The 18688-nt window shown below is 69.0% G+C and carries 16 protein-coding genes and 1 pseudogene; 2 read left to right on the top strand and 15 right to left on the bottom strand.

The genetic code is table 11. The annotated features are described in order from the left end of the window. Positions 1-207 precede the first annotated feature (207 nt). Positions 208-1323, top strand: a pseudogene (gene tnpC, locus DLJ53_RS33240) (IS66 family transposase); the annotation flags it as partial. A gap of 791 nt (positions 1324-2114) precedes the next feature. Here tnpC and DLJ53_RS33230 read toward each other — a convergent pair. Continuing rightward, positions 2115-3269 carry a winged helix-turn-helix domain-containing protein gene (locus DLJ53_RS33230; protein ID WP_146620179.1) on the bottom strand — a complete coding sequence of 385 codons (1155 nt, stop codon included), beginning with the start codon at positions 3267-3269 and terminating at the stop codon, positions 2115-2117. A 253-nt stretch (positions 3270-3522) separates the two neighbouring features. On the opposite strand from DLJ53_RS33230, the gene DLJ53_RS33225 reads away from it, so the two are divergent. Next, positions 3523-4683: a site-specific integrase gene (locus DLJ53_RS33225; protein ID WP_111352607.1), complete on the top strand. Its 1161-nt coding sequence runs from the start codon at positions 3523-3525 to the stop codon at positions 4681-4683. Positions 4684-4901: 218 nt separating this feature from the next. On the opposite strand, the gene DLJ53_RS33220 is transcribed toward DLJ53_RS33225, so the two are convergent. The 14 genes from DLJ53_RS33220 to DLJ53_RS33155 all read right to left on the bottom strand — a co-directional run bounded on the left by DLJ53_RS33220 (position 4902) and on the right by DLJ53_RS33155 (position 18688). After that, positions 4902-6311, bottom strand: coding sequence for an NADH-quinone oxidoreductase subunit N (locus DLJ53_RS33220; RefSeq protein WP_111352606.1), 1410 nt, complete (start codon positions 6309-6311; stop codon positions 4902-4904). A gap of 4 nt (positions 6312-6315) precedes the next feature. Continuing rightward, the gene (locus DLJ53_RS33215) at positions 6316-7818 is read right to left on the bottom strand and encodes a complex I subunit 4 family protein (protein ID WP_111352605.1); all 1503 of its coding nucleotides are present in this window, start codon (positions 7816-7818) and stop codon (positions 6316-6318) included. 1 nt (position 7819) lies between these two features. Then, positions 7820-9724 (bottom strand): NADH-quinone oxidoreductase subunit 5 family protein, encoded by a 1905-nt coding sequence (locus DLJ53_RS33210; RefSeq protein ID WP_202913495.1) that lies wholly within the window; start codon positions 9722-9724, stop codon positions 7820-7822. After that, positions 9721-10026, bottom strand: coding sequence for an NADH-quinone oxidoreductase subunit NuoK (nuoK, locus tag DLJ53_RS33205; RefSeq protein WP_111352604.1), 306 nt, complete (start codon positions 10024-10026; stop codon positions 9721-9723). Before nuoK ends, DLJ53_RS33210 begins: the two co-directional genes overlap by 4 nt. After that, entirely contained in the window at positions 10023-10676 is a 654-nt protein-coding gene (locus tag DLJ53_RS33200; protein WP_111352603.1) for an NADH-quinone oxidoreductase subunit J family protein, read from the bottom strand. Before DLJ53_RS33200 ends, nuoK begins: the two co-directional genes overlap by 4 nt. Further along, positions 10667-11584 (bottom strand): complex I subunit 1 family protein, encoded by a 918-nt coding sequence (locus DLJ53_RS33195; RefSeq protein ID WP_111352602.1) that lies wholly within the window; start codon positions 11582-11584, stop codon positions 10667-10669. The genes DLJ53_RS33200 and DLJ53_RS33195 overlap by 10 nt, the downstream gene beginning before the upstream one ends. Beyond that, positions 11581-12564 (bottom strand): hypothetical protein, encoded by a 984-nt coding sequence (locus DLJ53_RS33190; RefSeq protein ID WP_146620178.1) that lies wholly within the window; start codon positions 12562-12564, stop codon positions 11581-11583. The genes DLJ53_RS33195 and DLJ53_RS33190 overlap by 4 nt, the downstream gene beginning before the upstream one ends. Next, positions 12555-12899, bottom strand: a complete 345-nt coding sequence (locus DLJ53_RS33185) for an NADH-quinone oxidoreductase subunit A (protein ID WP_111352600.1) — start codon at positions 12897-12899, stop codon at positions 12555-12557. Before DLJ53_RS33185 ends, DLJ53_RS33190 begins: the two co-directional genes overlap by 10 nt. A 128-nt stretch (positions 12900-13027) precedes the next feature. Beyond that, entirely contained in the window at positions 13028-13927 is a 900-nt protein-coding gene (locus DLJ53_RS33180) for a DUF6692 family protein (protein ID WP_111352599.1), read from the bottom strand. A 20-nt stretch (positions 13928-13947) separates the two neighbouring features. Then, the gene (locus tag DLJ53_RS33175; protein WP_202913494.1) at positions 13948-14469 is read right to left on the bottom strand and encodes a c-type cytochrome; all 522 of its coding nucleotides are present in this window, start codon (positions 14467-14469) and stop codon (positions 13948-13950) included. Positions 14470-14723: 254 nt separating this feature from the next. Next, positions 14724-15455: a DsbA family protein gene (locus DLJ53_RS33170; protein WP_111352597.1), complete on the bottom strand. Its 732-nt coding sequence runs from the start codon at positions 15453-15455 to the stop codon at positions 14724-14726. Between the two features lie 3 nt (positions 15456-15458). Further along, positions 15459-17522, bottom strand: coding sequence for a protein-disulfide reductase DsbD family protein (locus DLJ53_RS33165; protein ID WP_111352596.1), 2064 nt, complete (start codon positions 17520-17522; stop codon positions 15459-15461). Next, entirely contained in the window at positions 17519-18010 is a 492-nt protein-coding gene (locus tag DLJ53_RS33160; RefSeq protein WP_111352595.1) for a c-type cytochrome, read from the bottom strand. The genes DLJ53_RS33165 and DLJ53_RS33160 overlap by 4 nt, the downstream gene beginning before the upstream one ends. 6 nt (positions 18011-18016) lie before the next feature. Further along, positions 18017-18688: a L,D-transpeptidase gene (locus DLJ53_RS33155; RefSeq protein WP_111352594.1), complete on the bottom strand. Its 672-nt coding sequence runs from the start codon at positions 18686-18688 to the stop codon at positions 18017-18019.

Raw genomic sequence — 18688 nt, 5'->3', positions numbered from 1 at the left:
GCAACCCGCGCCTCAGGGGGTCAAAATTGGACGCCGATCCCCCGCTCTATGGGGTCAAAATTCCACGCCGGATCACAACCTGCGGCGAGGTGACTCAGGGCGCGGCTTGATGCGGGCGCGAATCGGCACGGCATGATTCAATCGCGCCATGAGCCCGGCCGCCGATCTCCCCGATGATCCCGAGACGCTGAAGGCGATGCTCCTCGCCGCGTCATCGTCACCCGCCGGCCGAAGTACGCCTGCAAGACGTGCCGCGACGGGGTCGTCCAAGCCTCGGCACCGGCCCGGCTGATCGAGGCGGGGCTGCCGACCGAAGCGCTTCTCGCACACGTCGCCGTCTCCAAATACGCCGACGGCCTGCCGCTCTACCGCCAGGGCAATATTTATCGCCGCGACGGCGTGGAGCTCGGCCGCAACCTGATGGCCGGCTGGATGGGCCGCGTCGGCTTCCACCTCGAGCCGCTGGCCGCCCGCGTCCTCGATCACATCCGCGCCGGCCCCCGCATCTTCGCCGACGAGACGACGCTGCCGACCCTCGACCCCGGCCGCGGCAAGACGAAGAGCGCGTGGCTGTGGGCCTACGCGCGCGACGACCGCCCCTTCGGCGGCACCGATCCGCCGATGGTCGCCTACCGGTTCGAGGACGGCCGCGGCGGCGACCACCCCGCGCGACACCTCGCGGGCTTCACCGGCATCCTGCAGGTCGACGGCTACACCGCCTACAGGCGCCTCGCCGACCCGGCGCGGTCCGAGGCACCGATGACGCTCGCCGCCTGCTGGGCGCATCTGAGGCGCAAGTTCTACGAGCTTCACGTCGCCGGTTCATCGCAGACCGCAACATGGACCGTGGAGCGCATGGCCGCACTCTGGCACCTCGAGGCCGAGATCCGCGGACGTCCCGCCGAGGCCCGCCAGGCCGCCCGTCAGAAGACCGCCGCGCCGATCGTCGCCGAACTGTTCGAGCGCTGGCTCGCCGAGCTCGCACGCATCCTCCGCAAGGCGAAGACCGCCGAGGTCATCCGCTACGCACTGCCACGCCGCGCCGACCTGGAGCGCTTCCTCAACGACGGCCGCGTCGAGCTCGACTCCAACATCGTCGAGCGCGCCATCCGCCCGCAGACCATTACCCGCAAGAACGCTCTGTTCGCCGGCTCCGATGGGGGCGGCCGAACCTGGGCCACACTCGCCACGCTGCTGACGACCGCCAAGCTCAACGGCATCGACCCGCACGCCTGGCTGACCCTCACCCTCGAGCGCATCGCGAGCGGCTGGAGCAACCGTCAGCTCGACGACCTCATGCCCTGGCACCCGCTCCCCGCGTAGACGGCCCACCGTGAGCGCTTACGTTCTATCCGATCGATTGGACGGAGCTCAGTCATGTCATTCGCTTCGAGCGTGCGGGGGGATGCTGTGAACGGTGCGCAAGACCGCACGGAGCGCGTGTTTGGCATCTTGGCGAGATGCGCGTTGCAGGACGCGTCGGTCTCTGGTGGAACGGCGATGCCTGGCGCGACGAGAGAGGAAGGAAGGTCGTTTTGGCGCCGCCTTCGGTGCTCCGGGATCGGGCGCTTCAACAAGGGTGGCTCTGGCCCGAACTGGTCTCGCCGGAGAGGGATGCGGCGATGATCGGTCTGCGCCGCTCGATGGTGTCCCTTGCGTGCTGCCATCTCGACCACGATCCATTCAACAACGCACCGTCAAACCTCGCCGCGCTTTGCCAACGCTGCCACTTGAAGCACGACGCCAAGGATAATTTGTCGCGAAGGCGCCTGAACCGTTGGTCGCGACTGACACGTGGCATGCATTCATTCGCCTTTGCTTGATCGTTGACCAGAGGCAATGGCATCGGCAACGCATCGTCGCAGCGAGAGCGAAGATCGATGCTTTCGGCCTCGAGGCCTTTGACGGTCTCTAGGAGCAGCTTTATGCAGCGCGCGAGGCGGTGGACTTCCAGACGACGAGGGTGTTGCCCTTCCTCATGTCGTCGATCGCTGCAGCGAGTTGCGGCGGTCACGCTGCGCCGGAACCCTCTCCTTGAACACCTTCTCGCAGCCGGCGGCCTTCAGCGCCTCGCGCTGGGATCGCTCGTGTTGGGAGCGCGGCTGGCTTGAGGCTCACCGCGACCGACCCGGCGGGTGTCCCGCCGGGTCGGCAAACCGGGCTTCCATGTGGAGCATGGCGCGATCGACGGCGTGGTAGGCATCGTGGAGCATGCGATCGATGCTGTCGAAGTCCACGGGCGGGAGCGGATCGGCGGGCGGAACTGAGAAACCAGCCCCGGTTTCGGCAGATGGCGGCTCGGGCTGCTGCCGGCGCCGCGGTGCCCAGGGGGAAAGCCCGAGATCGGAGGCGGCGTAGAGGCGCCAGCGGGCGCGCCCCGTCACCTCACGCACCACCCCGGCCGCTTCCAGCGCCTGCAGATGCCGCAACCCGGTCCTTGAGGCCACATCGAGGGAGGCGGCCACTGCGGATGGTGTGAGGAGGGGCGAATGGGCGAGCAGGGCAAGGACGGCCGGCCGCTGCGAGCTCGTCCGGTGCGCCCCCACCCTCCCCTGCCAGCGTCGCCAGGCCCCTTCGAGGGTGAGAAGGCGGGCGCGGCTGGCGTCGGCCGCACGGGCCATGCGGAGCGCCGTGCGGGCCAGCCAGGGCTCGAACGCCGTTGCCGCGCCGGCGGGCGGCATGATGGTGGCGAGGCAGGGAAGGACGGATCCGGTGACCGGCCGCAGCGCGAGCACGAGGGCGATGTCGAAGGCGCCGACGACGCGTTCGCGCGGGCCGGCGCGACGGATCGCCTGCAGGCGCGCGACGAGACCGGCGTGCGGCTGCAGCGGGCCGATACGCGCGAGGGCGGTGGCGATCTCGGGGTGGAGGGTGGCCCCATCGTCGGCCTGCCAGTCGCGCGCCCGCTCGCTGTCGCCGTAGTCGTCGGGCTCGGCGCCGCCCCAGGGGGCGGGAAGCGGCTGCATGTACCAGGCGCGCAGGCCCTGCCGCCAGAACCACAGGGCGGCGTGGAGCTCGTCCCCCGCGTCGACATGGGCGCCCGGCGCACCGGCGACGATGGCAAAGAGGTCCTGCGCCCGCGCCGGCCCGAGGCGTCGCGCGGCCATTTCGGCAGCGACGGTGGCGGTTTCGCGGAGGCGGAAGGCGGCGGCCATGGGGGACCGGCGCACCGCCTCGGCGAGGCGGCCGAGGGCCAGGGATGCCGCGGCGATGGGCTCCGGATCGAGGCCGGAGCGGGACGGTGCATGGCGGTCCATGGGGCGGTGCATGGGGCGGGTTTCCGGAGCGGCGCGACTCTCTTGCGGACAGTAACACGTTGTTCCTGTCCAACACATCTCGCCGGTCCGGTTTCCGCGCTGGCCGACGATAAGACCCCATTATCGTGTGCCACGATAGCATGCCGAATCGCCCCCTCCGGGACGACGATCAGCCCCGGAAACGGCCTCAGCTGCGAGGAGCGCCATGCCAACGGCACAGGATGATGCAAAGCGGTTCCCTCCCCCCGCCCTTGCAGGACCGGCGATGAGCGTCGCCGACGCCCTCGTCGACCTTCTGCCGGTCGCCACCGCGGACCGGCTCGCCGGCCACCTGACGGCCGGCGATGTCGAGACACTCCGGGACCTCGTGCGCGCATCCGTGCCGGACAACACCGTCCGTGCCGTCGTCTCCGACCTTGCCTATCTGGAGGCCTGGCACCGGGCCGCGCGCGGCGCGCCCCTCGCCTGGCCGCCGGCCGACGGTGATGGGCTCGCCTTCATCGCCCATCACCTTTTTCGGGCCGAGGAGCGCGCGGTCCGCGGCGACGGCTACGGCATGCCGGCCGCGGTCGAGGCGGCGCTGGTGGCCGAGGGCATGCTGCGCACGACCCTGCCCCATGCGCCCGCGACCGTCGCGCGGCGTCTCGCCTCCTGGCGGCGCATCGCGCAGCTGCGCGGGTTCGACGCGGCGCTCTCCTCCATCACGGTGCGCCGCACGCTGGCCGCCGCCCGCAAGGCCGCCGACCGGCCGCGGCAACGCCACAGCGAGACGGCGGTGACGCGCGCCCTTCTCGACCGGATGATCGGGGCCGATCCGCTGCCCGGCGACGCCCTGTCCCTGCGCGAGCTGCGCGACCGCACGCTGCTGCTCGTCGCCTTCGCCACGGGCGGGCGGCGGCGCTCCGAGCTCGGCCTCCTGCGGCTGGAACGGGTGGTCCGCCTGGAGCAGGACGGGGCGCGCGGCGCGGCGCTCGTCGATGCGCCGGCGCAAGCGGCGCACGGGCTTGCCATCATCCTCGGCCGCACGAAGACGACGTCGGCCGAGGACGACACCTTCCTCGTGGTGACGGGGCGGGCGCAGGCCCACCTCGAGGCCTGGATCGCGGCGCTCGGCGCTGTGCGGCCCGGCACACGCGAAGGCCCGATCTTCCGCGCCATCGATCGCTGGGGGGCGGTGGGCGAGGGCGCATTGTCCGGCCATGCGGTCAACGCCATCGTCAAGGCGCGGGCCGCGCGTGCCGGCATCGACGCGGCTCGGGTTTCGGCGCACGGGTTGCGGGCGGGCTATCTCACCGAAGCCTCGCTGCAAGGCGTTCCTATCGAGGCCGCCATGCGCCACTCGCTGCACCGCTCCGTCCAGGCCGCCGTCCGCTACTACCGCGATCAGGAGCGCGCGTCCGGCCGAGCCGCGCGCCTCGCCGGCTGAGGAGGAGGGCGAATGAACGGGGTAGCTATATTGTCGGCTTACGTCTGACGCAACGTTCCAGCGCGCATCCCTTCGGGACGAATATTACCAGATATATTCGCGTATATAGTTGAAAGTAATTCGTCCATGGCGATACGCTTGCCGGTGGCGCTTACCCGACGTAATCGGGCGCCAGGTAGTAACGACTAATGTGCATGGGGGCTCCCCGGTCAGCTACCTCATGGTAGAAGGGTAGCATCGACCAGCCCACCGAGGACAGGCCCGGCGGCAAGACCGAGCGCCACGATCGCCGCGCCGGATGCGACGACTCCGGTGAGCGTCGCACTGTCCAGGCGCGCCATCGTCCCTGCCGGCTCCTCGAATGCGGCGTGCTTCAGGACCCGGCCGTAGTAGGCCAGCGAGACGGCCGTGTTGACCGCCGCGACGAGCGTGAGCCAGCCGTAGCCCGCGCCGATGGTCACGCTGAACACCGTGAACTTGCCGAAGAACCCGACGGTCGGCGGGATCCCGACCAGCGACAGGAAGGCGAGCGTCAGGACGAGCGCGTCGAGCGGCCGGGCCGCGAACAGGCCGCGATAGTCGACCAGCGCCGTGCGGCCGCGAAGGTCCGCCACCACGGCGAATGCGGCGAGGTTGGCGAGCGCATAGGCGCCGACCATCGCAAGGAGGGCGTGAACGGCCCCCGCGTCGAGCCCGATGACCGCGACCGCCATCATCACGTAGCCGGCCTGGCTGACCGAGGACCAGCCGATCAGCCGGCGCACATCGTCCTGCCACAGCGCGGCGAGATTGCCGAGCGTCATCGTGGCGGCGGCGAGGATGGCGACGAGCGAGCGGATCGGCAGCGCGTCGGGCGGTACCACGGCGACGAGGCGGGCGAGCGCCACCGCCGCACCGATCTTCGGCACGATCGTGAGAAACGCGGCCGCCGGCACGGGCGCTCCCTCCGCGACGTCGGGCACCCAGGCGTGCGCCGGCACGGCGCCCAGCTTGTAGGCGATGCCTACGACCACCATCGCGAGGCCGGCGAGAAGCAGCGGCGACGCTTCCAGGCCGGCCGCGAAGGCCGATGCGAGCGGCTCGTAGCCCGTCGCGCCCGCCATGCCGGTGACGAGGACGACACCGGTCACCAGCACGGCGTTGGCCAGCGCGCCGACGAGGAAGTACTTCATCCCCGCCTCCACCGAGATCGCCCACCCGCGATGGTAGGCGGCCAGCGTATAGCCGGTGACGGACGACAGCAGCACCGCTACGACAAGCTGCAGGAGGTCTGCCGCGCCGGCGAGCGCCATCGCGCCGAGGGTGGAGAGGAGGAACATCGTGTAGACCTCGCCGTGCCGCCTGTCGGTGGCGAACCAGCCGGGCGAGATCATGATGCAGAGGCCGCTCGCGCCGAGGATCGCGAACCGCGCCCAGACGCTCGCGCCGTCGATGGCCCAGGTGCCGCTGAAGGTGGTCCCGGTGCGGCCGACCTGCTGGGCGAGCAGGATGGCCGCGACGGTGAGGCCGGACAGCGCGATCACGGCGCTAAACCAGTGCCACGACCGCGACACGAACGATGCGAAGAGGAGCGCCGCGGCCGCCGTCAGAAGGACGGCGATCTCCGGTGCGAGGTCGCCGACGGGCATTGCCTCAGCCCCCGTTTGCGGGTGCGGCCGAGGCGACGATGGCGCCGGTCGCCGCGTTCACCATGTCGAGCAGCCACGTCGGATAGACCCCGATCAGGATCACCAGCGCCATCATCCCCGCCAGCACCGCGAGCTCGACGCGGCCGACGTCGGGGAACGCGCGCCGCTCCTGCGCGAGCGGGCCGAAGAAGACCTGCCGCAGCATCGTCAGGAACAGCGCCGCGGTGACGAGGATGCCCAGAAGTCCGATCGCGGCGAGCCACGGGAACACCGCGAAGGTGCCGACGAAGATCTGCACCTCGGCCACGAACCCAGCGAGGCCCGGCAGGCCGAGGCTGGCGAAGGCGGCCACCACCGTCGCCACTGTCAGCTTCGGGGCGACGGCGGCGAGGCCCCCGAAGCGGTCCATTTCATAGGTCCCGGCCCGCGCCCAGATGCCGCCGGCGATCAGGAACAGCGCCCCGGTGATGAGGCCGTGCGCCACCATCTCCACCACAGCGCCTGTCAGCGCGAGCTGCCGGGCGGCCTCCTCGCCCGACAGAAGCGCCCCCGCCGCGGCAATGCCGAGCACCGTGTAGCCCATGTGGTTGACGGAGGTGTAGGCGATCCGCCGCTTAATGGAGGTTTGGCCGAAGGCGACCAGTGCGCCCCACAGGATCGAGACGAGCGCCAGCACCGCAAGCGGCAGCGCATAGGCCGCGAACGCCTCGGGCAGCATCTGGAGCGGCATGCGCACCATCCCGTACGTGCCCATCTTGAGGAGCACGGCCGCGAGGATCGCCGAGGCCGGCCCGGGCGCGTCGACATGCGCGGGCGGAAGCCAGGTGTGCACCGGGAAGAGCGGCGTCTTGATCGCGAAGCCGGCGACAAAGCCGAGGAAGACGAGCGTTGCCATCGGCCCGGCGCCGGCCAGCGGCTGCTCGGCGATGAGGGTTCGCATGTCGAAGGTGAGCGGGTCCGTCGACAGGACGAGCGCGATGATGGCGAGCAGGATCGCGAGGGAGCCGACGAAGGTGTAGATGAAGAATTTTAGCGCCGCCGCCTGCCGCTCGCCGTGCCCCCACCGGCCGATCAGGAAGAACATGCCGACCAGCGAGAGGTCGAAGAAGACGTAGAAAAACAGGAGGTCGAGCGTCAGGAAGAGGCCGAGCGACATCGCCTCCAGGAACAGGAACCAGGCGTAGTACTGGCGCACCCGCTCGGCGCGCTCCATCGGCCACGCGACGGCGGCGAGGAACACCAGCGCCGTCATCAACGCCAGCGCCAGCGAGATGCCGTCGACGCCGACGCGCCAGGCGACGCCGAGCGCCGGCACCCATGGCGCCTCCTCCACGAGCTGGAAGGCGGCGCCGCCGGTATCGAACCGCGTCCACGCCACCAGAAGCAGGAGGAACGGCACCGCGGCGAGCGCCACCGCGAGCTGGCGCAGGGTTCGCTCCGTCAGCCCGGGCGCGGTGAGGAGGACGAGAGCGCCGGCGAGCGGGAGGAAGATGGCAAGTGTCAGCATGTCACGCTCCGATCGCGAGCACGGCGACCGCCGCGAGGAGGCCCGCCACGAGGATCACGTAATAGTGGTGAGAAAAGCCCGTCTGCACCCGCCGCGCTTCCGCCCCGGCGAGGCCGACGAGGAAGGCGCTGCCGGAGGGAAGCCCCTCCGCCCCCAATTCGCCGAACCGGTCGAGCACGCGCGCCAGCCACCGCCAGAGGGCGGCCGCGAGGCGCACCCCGCCGTCGACCACGGCGTTGTCCACCGCGGCCAGCCGCTGCGGCACGGCCGCCGACGCGTCGCGCACCGCACGCGGCAGGGCGTCAAGCGCGCGGTCGTCGATCCGCCCGAGGTGGTGCGCCAGCCCCTGCACCGGCCGGGCAATGGCATGCTCGAGGAGCCAGGGCAGGCCCAGCCAGTCGGAGAAGGCCGCGCTTCGCCCCTCGGCGCCGAGACGCGGCGCGCGGGCCGCGAGGGCGAGGCCGAAAACGATCCCGACCGCGACCAGCGCGAGCGAGAGGACAAGCTCGAGGACGGTCCCGGCCGGAACCTCGCCCCCCAGCCAACGCGCCACCCGCTCGGAAACAGCCGGCAACCACAGGACAGCGAGGCCGAGCGAAGCCGCTGACAGCGCAAGGATCGGCGCGAGAGCGGCGACGGAGGGGAGCCGGTCGCGCGGCGTCTCCGCCCCGCGGCCGAAGGCGAGCCTCTGGTATCGCGTCGCATAGGCTGCGCTCAGCCCGCCAGCGAGGGTGACGAGAAGCGAGAGCCAAAGGCTCGCATGTCCCGCGGCGGAAACGATCTCTTCCTTCGTCCACGCTCCGCCCAGCGGCGGCACGCCGGCGAGCGCCAGCGCAGGGGCCAGAGCCGCCAGCGCGAGAAGCGGCGTGGACCTGCCGAGGCCGAGGCGATGGAGCGCGTAGGTGCCGCGAATCTCGTGCGCGAGCCCGGCAGCGAGGAACAGCGGCGCCTTGTAGAGCGCGTGGGCGACGAGGTGGAGGATCGCGACGGCCGGGTATCCCGCTCCCGCCGCGACGAACATGAGGCCGAGCTGCGCCGAAGTGGAGGCTGCGAGCAGCTTCTTGACGTGGTTCTGCAGCATCGCGACCACACCGCCGGCGATCGCGGTAACGAGGCCGACGGCTATGGCCACGTCGCCGAATCCCGTGCCGGCGAGGTGAGGTTCCACCCGCGCGACGAGGTAGGCGCCGGCGGCGACGAGCGTCGCGGCGTGCAGCAGCGCCGAGACAGAGGCCGGCGCGTCCATCGCGCGGAAGAGCCACGGCGAGAACGGCACCTGCCCCGCCTTCGCCGCCGCCGAGACGAGCAGCCCGCTGGCCGCGAGGGCGAGGGGCCACCCGGCGAGTTCGCCGAGCGCCTCGAAGCCCAGCGAACCCGTGGCGGCGAACAGTACCATCACGGCGAGGAACAGCCCCACGTCGCCGGTGCGCGTGACGAGGAAGGCCCAGGCGCCGGACGAAACGGCGTGGCTGTCCCGCCAGCGGTGGGCGACAAGCGCCCAGGACGCCGCGCCAATCACCTCCCATCCGATGAGAAGCGTCAGCAGGTCGTCCGCCATCACGACCAGCTCCATGCCGCCGACGAACACCAGCATCAGCCCGACAAGGCGGGCGAGCGCGGGTTCCTCCTCGTTCAGTGCGGCGTGGACGGTGACCGGGAGGGCGACAAGCGGCACGAGGACGAGCATCACCGCCGACAGCGGCGTCAGCCCTGCATGAAGGCCAAGCGCGCCCGTCCACACGATGGCGAGGCGAGCGTCCGCGATGGCGACCGCCGCGGCGAGCGCGACGACCAGCGCGAGCACGAGGCCAGCCGCGGCGGCGAGTGCGCGGCTACGCTCCGGCACGGCGAGGACGAGGGCGAAACCGGAGAGGACGGGGAGGGCGGCGACGAGGGCGAGCATCATTCCTTCAGCGTCCCTAGGCTCTCGATGACGTCAGCCTGCCGGGCGCGGTAGACCGCGACCACCAGCGCGAAGCCCACCGCCATTTCGACCGCCATCACTGCCATGATGAGGATGGCGAGAAGCTGCCCCTCCGGCGCGCCGCCGAGGGCGAATGACCAGAAGCCGAGCGTCGCCAGCAGCGCGCCGTTCAGCATCAGTTCGATGCCCATCATCAGCATCACGAACGACTGTTGCGACAGCGCCCCGTAGAGCCCGATCCCGACGAGCCCGGCGGCGACGATGAGAACGGATGCCAAGGTCATGCGTGCCCCCCGTGGTGGTGACCGCCGTGTCCGTGCCCGCCGTCGTCGTGGCCATGGTGGGCATGGTGGCCACCTTCCTCGTCCGGTACGCGGCCGGCGGGGGTGCCACCCGGCTCCAGCCCCGGCGGCACGGCGCCTTCCCATGCGTCGCCGTAGCGCCCGCTCCTGGCAGACAGGATGACGGCGGCGACCATCGTGGCGAGCAGCGTGACGCCGGCCGTCTCGAAGATCAGCATGGACGAGCCCAGAAGCTCGATGCCGAGATCGTGGACCACGCGCGTGTCGGCCGCGACAGGGTCGGAGGGCAGCTCGGTGAGAAGCACGGCAGCGGCGAGCCCGGCGAAGGCGAGCGCACCGGCGGCGATCGACAGGCGATGCTGGTGGACCATCTGCATCGGGTTGAGCCCGGCAGGGTTCATCATGAACATGACCATGAAGAGGGCCATGACCATCATCTCCACCGCCATCATGAAGACGGTGGCGACGCCGATATAGGGCGCCGACAACAAGAGCGCGATCCCGCCCACGGCGAAGAAGGAGAGCATGAGCCAGAAGCTCGCCCGCACCATGGAGTCGACGCGGAAGACCCGCCAGCCCGCCCAGAGCGCGAGCGCCGAGAGCGCGATGAACAGAATGTCCGTCACAGCCATAGCGCCGCCAGCCCGGCCTGCAGGAGGTGGAGGAACGACAGCGGCAGGAGGACGACCCACAGGAGCGTCACCATGCGCGAGACCGGCATGCGCGGCACGAGGTGGGTGAGGGCCACCAGCAGCGCCATCACGATCGCTGTCTTGAGGGCCAGCCAGAGCGGCCCCGGCAGCACCGGGCCGAGATGGCCGCCGAGGAAGACCGTCGCGCCCATCGCCGCGAACGAGACGAGCATGGCGAGCCGCGCCGCCTGCCAGAGCGCGCGGGCGGCGCCGGAGTCTTCCGCGCTGGTGCCGCCGGAAAGGTCGGCGGAATCGGCATAGTCCATCGGCCCGCGCAAGGTGAGGGAGAGGCCGACGATGAGGAACAGCGGCAGGCCGAGCGGCTGGGGCACGAGGTTCCACATCCCGCGCTGGCTCTCTACGATGGCCACCACGTCGAGCGAGCGGGCCGGCAGCGCCGCCGCGATCAGCGCGAACATCGACGGCAGCATCACGGGTAGCCCCGTCGCCACGTAGCGATAGGCGCCGATCAGCGGGAACGGCGCGTTGGGCGACCAGCCGTGCAGGAAGACGACGACAACCGTCAGCGCCTCGACAGCGCCCCACAGCACGATGCCGCTCGGCAGCTGCACCAGCGCGAGGCCATCGGCAAATGGCACCACCGAAAGACCCACCGCCGCGAGCGCGCCATACCACGCCGGAGCGAGCCGCCAGTTCGCCCGGTCTGGCGCTTCGGTTGAAATGGTCTGCCGGGCAAGGAGCGCCCGGCCGACACGAAACGGAGCGCCGGCGGCCTGCGCGACGGGGGCGCCCGCCACCGCAGCCCGCGCCATTGCGTCGAGCACCGCGGCCAACGCGGCTCCGAGCGCGAGGAAGACGAAGAGTGCCGGGACCGCCGCGAGGCTCATGCTGCCGCTCTCCCCCCGTGCGCCGCAGCCGGGGGCACCGCCGCTTCACGCAGCCGCGCGAGATCGAAGCTCACCAGGCAAAGCACCGCCTCCTGCCATTCGAGCCCCGGCAGAAGCCCGGCAAGGTCCGGAACGGCGTCATCGTCCCGACGGGTGCCTTTCGTTAGCGCATCGATCAACCCGCGGACGCGCCCGCGCACATCTCGGCCACCGACAGCCCCGAGCCCCGGCGGGATCGCCGCGAGCAAGCCGGACCAGCGGACGGCGCGTGCCAGTCTAGGCCTCGGCGCGTCCGGATCCGCCGCGGCCGCACGCACCAGACGCTCGGCAAGCGCTGGCAGCTCCATGAGGCGCAGCACGCGGGCGAGGGCGCAGTGCGGCGTCGCGGCGAACCCATCCTGCGTATAGGGCGCCGACATGGGCGTGGCCGACTGGATGACGTCCCCCTGAAGCGTGATCCTGAGCGAAAGCCCCGGCGGGAAGGCGGCGAGATATGGCCCGAACATCGCCGAATAGGGATCGAGCGCGAGCCCATCGCGCAGGTCGTCGGCGGTCATGGGCATCGGCCGGCCGTAGGGTGTGCCGCCCATCATACCCTCGCCGCCCTGTCCGTGCGGGCCGATGCCCTCCCACGGGTTCGGCGGCCGGTCGTCGAGGATTGCCGGCTCGTCGTCCTCGCCCAGCCCGGCGGTAAGGGTCGCTGCCGCCGCGTCTAGGTCGTCCGGCAGGCGGCGGCCTGCATCGAGGCCGGGCAGCGGATCTGAGCGCCACCAGAGCGTGCGCCGCGGCGCCGGCAGCTGATCGTGAACGCTGGCGAGCGCGAGCCGATCGGCGGGCCGTTGCGCCCCGGCCACGAGAAGCACCCGCGCCGCCCGCGGCGTCGCGACGAGCCGCAAGTGCGGGTCCAGCGCGAGCCGCTCGACCGCACCCAGCGCACCTTCGCCGATGGCCGGGAAGACCGGGAGAGGGGTCACTGCCACCGGAACACCCCCTCGCGCCAGCCGTAGAGGATGCCGATCGAGAGGATCGCGAGGAACATCCCCATTTCGGCGAGCGCCTTCAGCCCTTCCTCGACAAAGACGACCGCCCATGGGTACATGAACATCATCTCCATCTCGAAGGCGATGAAGACTAGGGTCATCGTGTAGAAGCGCACGTGGTAGCGCTGCCAGGCATGTGTCGCGGGCGACCCGCCACCGAGGAAAGGCGCCCGCTGCGGCCAGGGCGAATCGTGTCCGCCCAGCGCCTTCCGCGAGCCGAGCACCAGCGCCAGGGACAGGCCCGTCAGTCCGAGGACGGCGAGAAGCGTCGTCATTGCTGTTCGACCTTCCGTTGCTGCTGCTCTCTTGGCGAACACCTGTGCCGGGGGAATGTTTCCTTATGATGCCCGGGCGGGCTGATCCGGCCCCGCCAAGGCTCCGGCCGCGGACCGACTCTGAGCCGTCACACCTCGCAGTTCAGGAGGCCACGGTAGCCGACGGTCAGCCCCTGATCGAGCTGGAAGACGAGGTCTGCCTTGCGGCTCGCCATGTCGCCCTCGGTTTCGGTCTCGGCACCCGCGACCGGCATGACGCGCATGTGGATCGGACCCGCCGACAGCATCGTCCCGTTCGCGAACCCGTCGAGCCCGCCGGTCTCCGAAGCCAGCTCCACAAGCTTCCCGTTGAGCTTCATCACCCCGCGCGCGCCACCTTGGCCCGGGACGGCGACCAGGATCGGGTCGGCCTCCGCCGAGCGGTGGAATCGGCAAGCCGCACCGGCGCCGAGAACCTTCTCCACGTCTGCATCCTGCAGCGGCGCCGGGTCCATCGCCGCGACGACGGGCGATTCGACGGCCTCCTCCGCCGGCACGACCTCCGGCAGCGGCTCGTCCATCGTCTCGGGCCGCTCCACGCCGCCTGCGCCGCTGATGTCGGCGATCAGGTAGCGCATCTCCGCGATCTCCCGGCGCTGCGCCTCGATGATCTCGTCGGCGAGCTTGCGCACCCGCGGGTCGGTGATCTGCGCCCGCTCGCTGGTCATGATCGCGATCGAATGGTGCGGGATCATCGCCCGCATATAGCTGACGCCGCTCACGGTCGCCTGGCTGCGCACCAGCCAGAGCGAGAGTGCGAACACCACCACCGCGCCCACGAAGATCGCGATGTTGGCCTTCGTGTTCGTGTACATGCCCAACATGAAGGCGAGCATGATGGCCGCCATCGTCGCACCCATCAGGAACGCCATGTAGGTTCGCGTCTCGGAGTAGAAGACGTGCTCCCAAGCGTATGTATTGAGGTACATCAGCACGAACATGACGACGGTCGAGGTCGCGATCATCGCGCCGAATCGGAAATAGGACATCGCAGGGCTCCTCAGCGAAGTTATCGGGTCTGGCTGCTTTCGTCCGGGTCTGGGTAACCGGCATAGTCTTCGGCCGTCATACCCGGCAGACGGTCGACGAAGGCGACGAGGGACCAAAGTTCCTCGGGATCGTGGCTGGCGGCAAACGCCGGCATGCCGCTCATCTTGATGCCGTTCGCGACGATCCAGTAGATCTCCCGCGCTTCCCACTCGGCGGCCGCCTCTATGAGGTGCGGTGGCTGCGGTCGCATCCCTTCTGCCCAGTCGGCGCGCTCGACGCCAGGCCCGGCGTGGCAATGGGCGCACATCGCCTTGTACCGGCTCGCCCCGGCAGCGATCATGTCATCGGAAAAGGATTCCGGCGCTGCGATACCGTCGGCGCGGCGCTCGACTGAGCTGTGCATGGTTGTCGAAAAGGCCCAGCGAATGAAGTCGGCGTGCTCGTCGCTGGCCGCGACGTTATAGGCGCCGGTGTAAACGATGACGAACCCCGTAACCGCAACGATGGCGACGAGCCCGACCCCGCCGATGATCCCGCTCACAATCAATCTCATCGGTATTCCGATCCTGTCAGGCACACTCGTGGGTCAACGCGTCATGCCCCCATTTGATCCGACACTGCCGCACTGCGGCCCGGTCACACCAACCTGCCCGCCACCGAAGGGTTCATCACCGCCGAGTACAGTAATGCCTTGCACTCATCCTCTGGCGCGCTTTCCGGACGAGAAAACAAAGTTACAATTTTCCTTAACGCCGAACCGGGCTTGCGTGTCGGCCGGACCCGCAGCCCTTGAAATCAGTCATCGAGCCGAGTTACCGCAGCCTCAAGCTGTTCGGCTTCCACAAAGCCTGGAATGATCTCAGTGCCGATGACGAAGGTTGGCGTGCCATTAATGTTCAGACGCTCGGCAATCCGGAGGGTCTGACGGATTTTCTCAGTAATATCGTCGGCTTGACCTCGGGCAACGATCGCGTCCCAATCGAGTGCAGCGTCCTCGATTGCCATGCGGATCTGATCCTCGGTGAGGTTGCCATCGTGCCCCATGAGCGCCTGATGCACCTCCCAATACTTTTCCGGGGCCAAATTCCAAACTGCGAGTGCTGCACGGGATGCCTGCGCGGATGACGCGGACAGGATGGGAAATTCCTTGAAGACATAGCGAATACGGTCGTCGTTCTTCAAAAACTCGGCGACCTCAGGCTTTACCCGGCGGCAGAATGGACAATTGTAGTCGAAAAACTCGACGACTGTGATCATTCCGTCGGGATTACCACCGACAGGATCGTTGTCGGCGGTGCGGATCGCGTCGCCCATCTCGATGAGAGCGTTCTTGACGGATTCCGTCTCCGCCGCTTGCTGCCGTACCTGGAGCGCCTCAAACGCTTCGGCCAGAATTTCTGGGTTTTCGATGAGATGATCACGGATCAGCGCGCGCACTTCATCCTTCTGGAGGTCTGTCAGGCTTTCGGCGGCGGCACCAGTTGCCGTGATTGCAAGCATTGCCGCCATGATCGCGGTTCTGAGCATTGTCTATTTCCTATTTGATGAGCCAGAAGCGCGGTCGCCTCGCGCGGTGGCAATGGCATCGAGCACGGTGCTAACGGTCAGAATTTCCGGTAGAAGGATGCCTTCGGGCGCGGCTGGACCGAAAGCCACATTGAGGGGAATGCCGTAGCGGCCCTGCGCCTTTACGAAATCGGCAATCGCGTCGTCCGGAAGCGTCCAGTCGGCACGCATGGCGACCGTGTCGGGGCGGGCGAGTTCGATACGCACTGCATCGCGGTCCAGCGCAGCAGCCTTGTTGTAGACGCACGTGATGCACCAGTCGGCGGTCACATCCACGAAAACCACATGACCCTTGGTGACGTGGCTCTCAATCGCTGCGCGGTCGAATGTCTTCCACTCCCCGGCCTCTACCGTGTGCTCTGGGGGGGTGGTCGATCCGACGTCGGTCGCGACGTAAACGGTCGAGGCGACTACGACCGCGGCTCCAAGGACAACAGTCACGCGACGAGGACGGTTAGCTGCCACGGCGACCGCGAGCGCGGCGACTGCAGCGGCGGCAAGCGCGTCCGCGCCCGCCTGCGAGTCGAGGATCCAGGCCAGCCAGACGACAACGCCGAGCATTGGAAGGGCGAGTGCCCGCTGGAGCCACGCCATCCACTGCCCGGGCTTAGGCAGGACCGACACCGTCTGAGGGATAGCGGCTATGGCGAGGTAGGGTGCTGCGAACCCGGCTCCGAGCGCAGCGAACGCAACCGCCAGCTCGCCCGGCCCGCCAGCGAGACCGAAGCCGATCGCAGTACCGAGAAACGGCGCGCTGCATGGCGTTGCGACGAGCGCTATGACGAAGCCGTCCGCAAAATCTCCCGTACGACCGAACCGACCGAGCCGGTTCTGTAGCCCAGCCGGCGGACGGAATTCAAAGATTCCAGCGAGATTTAGCGTCATGAGCACGAAGAGCCCGAACAGCAGTGCCACGAAGACAGGCTCTTGGAACTGCATGCCCCAGAAGACATCTCGCCCGAGCGCCTTCAACGCGCTGAGGACCGAGCCGAGAAGGATGATGAAGACGGCAATGCCACCGGCGGTCGCAAGGAAGGCGAGCCGCTGTTGCCGCCGTTCCAGGATTGTCGCGCGCCCGAGCGCTGCGACCTTGATAGACAGCACAGGAAGGACACACGGCATCGCGTTGAGGATCAGGCCGCCGAGGAATGCGATGAGGAAGATTGCCACCAGTCCTCGCGCGGGCTCGGCCGTTGGCGCTGCTGTGGGAATGACGGCGGTCGCGACGGTGCCGGACAGATCCAGCGCGAGTCCCTTTCCGGCCACAGTCAGGCGCACTTCAGTGCCCGGAGACGGCAGCGTCGGACCAGCAAGCGTGGCGGCGAAGCGACCTCCACCCCTATGCGCCAGACGGCCGATTAAGGGATCCTCGCCCTCGACTTCCGCCACGATCAGCGCATCGTCGAGACGCGGAGCGCGGTCGCCGAACGCCTTAAGCGTGACGGACAGTCCCTCCTCCGTCGCCGCGAGAAGGGCCAGAGCGACATCGGCGTCGAGCGCCGGGACCGGAACCTTGGCCATCGCGTCGGCGATGGGTGTATCCTCGGCGCGCGGAAGAAGCGCTAGATCGGCCGGAACCGGAGTACTGAACTCGTACCGTTCCGGCACGCACACCCTACCGCAGACGAGGAGACCTGCCCGGAGCGCGAGGCGTGCGCCTTGGTCGGCGTTGGACCGCTCGATTGTGACGGGGAACGTCACGGTGTGCGAATAACCTAGAGCCTCGATGCCGAACGCGACGAACCGCTCTGGCGCGGGGTATGCGACGCGGAAGCTGGCGACGTTGACAGAGCCCTCCGTGTCGATTTGCGGCGGCAGCCCCGTTGATCCCGCTGAACGCCAGTAGGTTTTCCACCCGTCATCGAGCCGGACCTCAAGGCCCGCGACAATCTGGCCGTCGTCATTGACGGCCACGTGCAGGCGGGCCGCGCTGTTCGATCGCTCCTGCCACGGCGTCGCTGCGACGGCCGCAACCGTCAACGACAGGACGAGGCTGAGTGATAGGATAAAGCGCGTCGCGGCGATCATCGCTGCGCCGCAATCTGGGCATTCATCTGGTCGTGGCGGCGGCGAATATCGGCCGGCCAGCGACTCTTGATGTAGGAAAGGGTGGCGATGATCTCGTCGTCCGTCAGGACATTCTCGAAAGCTGGCATATTCGAGTAGTACGGCTCACCGTTGCCCATCTCCTTCGGAGGGCCGTACTTGGTCAGCTCGAAGAGCAGCACGTCGGCGTGGTGCCAGGTATGACCCGTCTCGTCGTGCGGCGGCGCAGGGAGTCGCCCGTCGGGTCCGCGATCACGCCAGTTCGGCTGGCCCTCGAGGTTTGCACCGTGGCAGGCGGCGCATTGCGCCGCGTAGACTTTTTCTCCCTCCGCGATCACAGCAGTATCGCCCGACTTCAACTCGATAGACTGAGCTGGGCCAGGATCGAGCCACAGCACAGCACCTGCCATTACCGCGATACCAATCGCAATGCCGACGCCGATCATGATGACGGCACGTTTTCTCTGCATAAGCGTTTACCCGAGAAGCGGATTGCTGGGGGGACGGACGACGACGCGGGTGCCGTCCGGGACGCGCTCGTAGAGATCGATGACGTCCTGGTTCAGAAGGCGCACGCATCCTGAGGAGACGGCCCGGCCGATCGAATGCGCTTCCTGCGTACCGTGCAGGCGGTAGAGCGTGTCGCGGCCGTCCTGGTAGAGGTAGAGCGCACGGGCGCCAAGCGGGTTGCCGAGGCCGGGATCCATGCCGTTGCGATATTGCTCAAGCTCCGGCTCGCGAGCGATCATCTCGGCCGGCGGCGTCCAGGTCGGCCACGCCTGCTTGCGCTCAATCGTTGCGGTGCCGTCCCATCCGAACCCTTCGCGACCGAGTCCGACGCCATAGCGCATCGCCCGGCCGCCTCCCATGGTCCAGTAGAGATAAAAGCTACCGGTATCGACGACGACCATGCCGGGCCGCTCGCCCGTGGGGTTCGCCACTTCTCGGCGCCAGTAAATCGCGTCTACACGGGCGAGATCCACGGCCGGGATGGGGAACCGCTCGTCCGGACGCGGGCCATAGATCGCCTGGTAGACGGGGGGCACCTGGCCGGTGCCACCCGTCTGCGGAGGCGGCGTCTGCGCCATCGTGCAGCCGCCGACAAGCGCTGTCCCGCCGCCGAGAAGAAAGGTCCGCCGGTCGATCAT

The sequence above is a fragment of the Acuticoccus sediminis genome (assembly GCF_003258595.1).
Classification (GTDB): domain Bacteria; phylum Pseudomonadota; class Alphaproteobacteria; order Rhizobiales; family Amorphaceae; genus Acuticoccus; species Acuticoccus sediminis.
This window is presented reverse-complemented; position numbering and strand designations above follow the sequence as displayed.